Annotated in this window: 4 protein-coding genes; all 4 read left to right on the top strand. The window is 38.2% G+C overall.

Going from position 1 to position 7242, the window contains the following annotated elements; translation table 11 throughout:
• A partial coding sequence (locus QZ359_RS00575; RefSeq protein WP_293951830.1) for a Rib/alpha-like domain-containing protein occupies nt 1-3504 on the top strand: 3504 nt, incomplete at its 5' end.
• Nucleotides 3505-3658: 154 nt separating this feature from the next.
• Nucleotides 3659-5743: a glycosyltransferase gene (locus QZ359_RS00570; protein WP_261074791.1), complete on the top strand. Its 2085-nt coding sequence runs from the start codon at nt 3659-3661 to the stop codon at nt 5741-5743.
• Nucleotides 5740-6618, top strand: a complete 879-nt coding sequence (locus QZ359_RS00565) for an acyltransferase (protein ID WP_261029777.1) — start codon at nt 5740-5742, stop codon at nt 6616-6618. Before QZ359_RS00570 ends, QZ359_RS00565 begins: the two co-directional genes overlap by 4 nt.
• An 18-nt stretch (nt 6619-6636) precedes the next feature.
• On the top strand, nt 6637-7242 hold a 606-nt coding region (locus QZ359_RS00560; RefSeq protein ID WP_293951825.1), incomplete at its 3' end, for a glycosyltransferase family 8 protein.

The following is a 7242-nucleotide window of genomic DNA, read 5'->3' as shown; positions in this document are numbered from 1 at the left end:
CGTGCCTTGAACGAACGTTATAAGTATGAACCAGAATTTGCTATAAAAAATCCTGACTTCACGCCTGTTGTGGATAAGAATAATTTAACACCTGATGAGAAAAATGCTGTAACGGCTGCTATATATGCTAAAAATAATAAAGATGCATACCGTATTGATACAGTTGAAGTAGCAAATAATGGTGAAGCGACAATCGTCTATAAAGATGGTACACGTAGCACTCCAATTCCACAGTCAGCTACAGTTAATGAACGTCCTAAGTTAGTCATTCCTTATGACGATCAGGCAGCAAAAGAAATTTATCTTTATCGTAATGAGCCGGTAAATATTACTTTAAAAGCTACGGATGACTCTGGAAAAATCAATTCATTGAAGTTGACTAAAGTTAATGGAAGTGATGATGGCGCTGGTAATGGATCTGCTGCTAACTATGGCGGTTTCACAGGTGTCACTCGTTCTAATACCATTACTTCAACTACAAACCAAGCTAATGCTACGATTACCTTGACAGGTACCCTGAATAAAAGCCTGCCAAAAGGGGCGTCAACTGAACGTAAACTCGTAGCTACGGATAACCAGAACACATCAAATAAAATTGATAATAATGAAGGTTATGTCAAGTTTGTTGTTAAGGATCAAACGGATAAGTATAATGCAGTTGCGAAAGCGAATACCATTTATACCTATGCTGGAGAAACAGCAGCAGATTTGAAAAATGCAGCTAATTTTGTTCAACTTAAAGGTGGAAAAGCTTTACCACAAGATGCAACGGTTACCTGGAAGACTGCTATTGATAATTCGACTGCTGGAACAAAGAGTGCTGTTGCACGTGTCACATATTCGGATGGTTCGTTTGATGATGTAACGGTTAATTATCATGTCTATCCAAAGATTGAGGCAAAAACCGCGAACGGAGTCACAGGCAAGTTCTTTGCGTTTAAAGGAACGAAAGGAGCTAATCTCAGTAGAGTCGACGGAGGTTGGGCTAATCCGTATGGTAGAGATATAGAGGGATATACAAATCTAAATGATTTGAAGGCCAACAGTGATGTTAAATGGTTCTATAAGTATCGTTTAAATGGTACAGGTGAAGAAAAGGTAACCGCTGTTGGAAAAGAAAAATTTGGTGAAGTATGGTATACAACCAAGGAGGAATCAAGGTGGCCGGATCCTGTAAGTCACAAGACGACTTATACTGTGACAGCCGTCTATCCAACAGGTCGCTTTGGAGCTGAGTCGGATCCTGCTCGTGCTTTGAAGAGCGAGACAACTTTTGAGTACACAGTAGTTGATCCGGTAGCTAAGAAAGTTTATGAGACAACAGTCGGTAAAACAGATTCTTTGGAGGGTATTATTGATAACCCAGGCAACGCAATAAAAGACTCTGCTTCGGTTCCGATGCCTAGTGGTCCAGAGCCAGCTACTACAACCACTTATGCTTGGGTAACAACTCCAAGTGTTGCTAATCCAGGTGTTTATACTCATAATGTTAAAGTTACCTTGCCAAAAGGAGCTCAAACTGCGGATAATAGTCATGCAATCGTTCCTGTAACCATCAAAGTTAGACCAAACCCACCAAAAATCGCGGATGATCAAGTGAAGCTACAAGGAGGTCTGCCGAATCGTAGTATTACAGTTACAGATGTAATACCAGGAGCAACAGTCACTTTAACCATTGGTACCGAAACCTTTACTAAAACATCTACTGGGACAAGTGTGACATTTGGACCGTCTGATTTAAAACGGATTACTGATACCAATAATGGCTTGTTGCCTACAGGCGATGTAACGGTTAAACAGGAGAAGATTGTAACGACTCCTGCTGGAGGCACAGAGACTCTTACTTCTGACCTAACTTCTACGAGTATTACTAAAGAAAATGTAGCACCAACTGTTACTTACACTATTAAGGTTAATGGAAAAGTACCGGAAAAAAATAGCGCAGGGCTTTATAAATTCTATGCAGGAGATAAGATTGAGGTAACCTTTACTGGTAAAGATAATAGTGGTAAACTTGCTTCATTGAAAATGCAAGGGAATGGTAAGGACTTAACAGATTTCTTTGAAGGTAGAAGTGAATGGGGTAGTGGTAATATTTCAAATATTACTACAACGACTAGTGATGATCGTACGACTATTACTGTGACAGCTACTGCAAATAGTAATCTTACTTATAAAGATTCTAATAAATGGAATCGTCAGGTTGAGGCGACTGATCCAAGTGGGAATAAGACTTCTGAGAACTTTGGAGTCCAGCAGGATAAATTGGAAAACTTATTCAAGAAACCGGCAATCGCTGTTACTGAAGTGAAGAATAAGAATGCTTTAACGGATGCTGATAAAGAAAAAGTTAAAGAAGAAATTAGAAAAGCTCATGATAATGTGATTCCAAACGGTCGCGATCGTATTTCAAGTATTGAAGTGGCTCCTAATGGTGTTGCAACGGTCTACTATAAGGATAATGCTAAAGTAGCGTCTGGTAGACAACCGTATGCACCAACTGTTTATAACCAAGATAAAACAGTTTCTGACAAAGTATATAAATCAGAATCAGCTTCAGCAAGCACAAGTGCATCAGCCTCGGCAAGTACAAGCGCGTCGGCTTCGGCATCAACCAGCGCATCGGCTTCGGCATCAACCAGCGCATCAGTTTCAGCACCGACAAGTGCGTCAGCTTCAGCAAGGACAAGCGCGTCGGCTTCAGCAAGCACATCAGCTTCTGAGTCAGCATCAACAAGTGCATCGGCCTCAGCAAGCACTAGCGCGTCAGTCTCAGCGTCAACAAGTGCGTCGGCCTCAGCAAGCACTAGCGCGTCAGCTTCAGCAAGTACAAGTGCATCGGCTTCAGCATCAACCAGCGCATCAGCTTCAGCAAGTACAAGTGCTTCAGCCTCAGCAAGCACATCGGCATCTGAGTCAGCATCGACAAGTGCTTCAGCTTCAGCGTCGACAAGTGCTTCAGCTTCAGCAAGCACATCGGCATCAGAATCAGCGTCAACAAGTGCGTCAGAATCAGCAAGTACAAGCGCATCTGAGTCAGCATCAACAAGTGCGTCAGAATCAGCAAGCACATCGGCTTCTGAATCAGCAAGCACAAGCGCCTCAGAATCAGCAAGCACATCAGCTTCTGAATCAGCATCAACAAGTGCATCAGAGTCAGCAAGTACATCAGCTTCTGAGTCAGCATCAACAAGTGCGTCAGAGTCAGCAAGCACCTCAGCCTCTGAGTCAGCATCAACAAGTGCTTCAGCCTCAGCAAGCACCTCAGCCTCTGAGTCAGCGTCAACAAGTGCGTCAGCCTCAGCAAGCACCTCAGCCTCTGAGTCAGCGTCAACAAGTACAAGTGCTTCTGAAACACCATCAGAATCAGCAGGTAAGTCAAGACAGCAATTGCCAAATACAGGTACAGAAGCTTCCAAATCATCTGTACTTTTAGGAGCTTTGGCAGCTGTGACTGGTTTAGGTCTGTTTGCGAAACGCCGTAAACGTGATGATGAAGAATAATCGGATAAAAAATACATAGAAAGTATTGTTATTTCGATTTATGAAGAATCCCTTGGATGAAAAATCATCCAGGGGATTTTTTGATACTAAAAGTGAATAGATGCTGAGAAATAGGGTAAAAAATGTTATAATATTAGGAAAGGAGAGAGGCTTCATGACTGAAAAAATTACAGTAATTGTACCAGTTTATAATGTTGAACATTACCTAGATAAGTGTTTGGATAGTGTAATAAAACAAACATATAAAAATATTGAGATTATTGTTGTCAATGATGGTTCTACAGATAGTTCGGGCGCAATTTGTCAAGAGTATGCACGCAAAGATAATCGGATTATTTATATTGAAAAAGAAAATGGTGGTTTATCAGATGCGAGAAATGTAGGTCTGGACAAAATGACTGGTTCCTATGTAACTTTTATTGATTCAGATGATTGGGTTGAGTCGGATTATGTAGAAGTTTTATACGATAAACTGATCGAGTATCAAGCAGATGTTTCAGTCGGGAATTACTACTCATATAATGAAGATGAAAAACTGTTCTATTTTCATATGAGTGCGGACTCTTACTATGAGAAAGTATATGACAATGTTTCTATCTTTGAGAACTTATATGAATCAAAAGAAATGAAGAATTTCGCATTAATTTCTGCGTGTGGGAAACTTTATAAGGCGAAATTATTTGATTATATTCGATTTGATAAAGGTAAACTTGGAGAGGATGGATATTTTAATCAAAAGATATACTTATTGGTTGAAAAAATAGTTTATATAAATCAAGGTCTTTATGCATATCGCCAGAGAAATGGGAGTATTACAAAGACTTGGACAGAAAAGTGGATGCATGCCATAGTTGATGCTATGTCCGAACGGATTACTCTACTAGCTAATATGGGGTATCCTCTTGAGGAACACTTAGCAGTTTATCGTCAGATGTTGGAAGTCAGTCTCGCGAATGGTCAAGTTAGTGGCTTATCTGATACAGCAACGTATAAAGAGTTTGAAATGAAAAGAACTCTTTTAAATCAGTTGTCAATACAGGAGCAAAAGGAAAAGAAGGCTATTGTCCTCGCGGCAAATTATGCTTATGTAGATCAGGTCATGACGACTATAAAGTCCATTTGCTATCACAATCGCTCAATCCGTTTTTATTTGATTAATAGTGATTTTCCAAATGAGTGGATTAAGCAATTAAATAAGCGCTTGGAAAAGTTTGATTCAGAAATTATTAATTGCCGAGTGACGTCTGAGCAAATTGCCCGTTATAAAACGGATATTAGTTATACAGTTTTTTTACGCTATTTCGTAGCTGATTTCGTGAAAGAAGAAAAGGCCCTCTACTTGGATTGTGATTTAGTTGTAACGAAAAATTTAGATGACTTGTTTGCTACAGACTTACAAGATTATCCTTTGGCAGCTATTCGAGATTTCGGGGGCAGAGCCTATTTCGGTCGGGAAATTTTTAATGCAGGTGTTCTCTTAATCAATAATGACCTGTGGAAACAAGAACAGATGACTCAAAGGTTGATTGATTTGACCAATGAATGGCATGATAAGGTGGATCAGGCAGATCAGAGTATCTTGAATATGCTTTTTAAAGATAGATGGTTGGAATTGAACTTTGATTATAATCATATTGTCATTCATAAGCAGTTCACTGATTATCAATTACCTGCAGGTCAAGATTATCCTGCTATTATTCATTATCTTTCTCATAGGAAACCGTGGAAGGATTTGGCAGCTCAAACCTATCGCGATGTTTGGTGGTATTACCATAATCTAGAATGGACAGAGTTGGGACAAAATTATCATTTACATCCACTACAAAAGTCTCATATCTATCCTACAAAAGAGCCTTTCGCTTGTTTAATTTATACTGCTTCAGACCATATTGAACAACTTGAAACATTGATTCAATCCTTACCAGCCATTCAGTTTAAGATAGCAGCTAGAGTAATGGTCAGTGATAAATTAGCACAGTTGATAGTTCATCCAAACGTGACTATTTTTAATGGCATCCATTATTTGCTAGACGTCGATGACGAACTGGTAGATACTTGTCAAGTCCTTTTAGATATTAATCATGGTGAAAAAACAGAGGAAATTCTCAATCAATTTGCAAGACTTGGGAAACCTATTTTATCCTTTGAAAACACCAAATCCTACGAAGTTGGTCAGGAAGTATATTCTGTTGACCAAGTTCAATCAATGATTGAAAAAATAAGAGAAATAAGCAAATGAAGGAAAAACATCTATCAGGAGATACTCTGATTTTGACGGTTAGTGATCAGATTGAACAGTTGGATTATCTCCTAGAAAACTTGCCAAACATCTGTTTTCATATTGCAGCCCCTGTCCAGTTTTCCGAGAAAATCCGTAGTTTAGAAATGAACTATAATGTCCGTCTCCTAACGGTTACAAATGAAGAACAGCTAAACTTTCTAATCAATACGTGTGACTTTCTACTAGATATCAATTGTTTTCAAGAAGTCGATTCTATTGTTTCCAAGTTTGTCCAGACTGGGAAACCTGTCTTTGCATTTGATAATACAGCCCATGGAAATCAGGGGCAGGAAGTTTTTCTGTCAAGTACACCAGATAAATTGGTTTCTAGAGTGAGAGACTATCTGAATGAAGTCAGAGTCTACACCAATCATCAAGAAAAAATCATCCAAGATGGGACTTGGAATGTATTTCAAATCGATGATAAGGCAAACTTGCTTGTAGGAGCCAATGTCATCTGCAGAAATTTTGAAAATTTTCATGTTTCTTCTGGTAAGTTAATACTGCATGATGGTGTTTTTATCAATAACTCTTGTAGTTTTAACTGTATGGAGAGAATTGAAATCGGGGTAGGTACCATGATGGGGGAAGGTGTCCGTTTTTATGATCATGACCATATTTATACCGCTGAAAAGATAGAAAAATGGCAGTGGACCACAGCGCCAATAAGAGTTGGAAGAGATTGTTGGATAGGAAGCAATGTCACGATTTTAAAAGGAGTGACTATTGGGGATAATACCATTATAGGAGCAGGCTGTCTTATTCGCGATGATGTTCCAGCAAATAGTGTGGTTTATCAAGATAGGAATCTGATTATAAAGAAAAGAAATTAATCTGGAAATGAGTGGAGTATGAGTACAAAAAAAGCAATCGTTTTAGGAGCAGATAATAATTATCGAGAAAAATTGGAAACAACTATTAAATCTATTTGTTACCATAATAGAGACTTGAAATTTTATATTTTTAATGAAGATATTCCCAAAGAGTGGTTTTATCTGATGGATAAGAGACTAGAGGAAATAAACTGTGAAATTTTGAATATAAAAATTGATGCAGAAAAAGTAAAGCATTTTTCTACTCCTGATAAACACATCAAGTATATGACTTATTTTCGCTATTTTATTGCAGAATTTGTAAAAGAAGATAGGGCTTTGTATTTAGATTGTGATATGGTTGTTCATGGGAATATAGATCTGTTATTTCAGAAAGATTTTGAAGAAAATTATATAATCGCCGTTCCAGATGGGTGGTATAAAAATATTTTTAATGCAGGGATGATGATGGTAAATGTTCATAAGTGGAAAACTGATAATATTTGTCAAAATCTTTTAGAGTTGACTGCAGAAAAGCATCAAGAAGTTTATGGGGATCAGGGAGTCTTAAATCTATTATTTGAAAATAAGTGGAAGAAAGTATCTCCTCATTATAATTTTATGGTTGGGCTTGATACCTTAGCT

The organism is Streptococcus sp. (assembly GCF_019414905.1).
Taxonomy (GTDB): Bacteria; Bacillota; Bacilli; order Lactobacillales; family Streptococcaceae; genus Streptococcus.
This window is presented reverse-complemented; position numbering and strand designations above follow the sequence as displayed.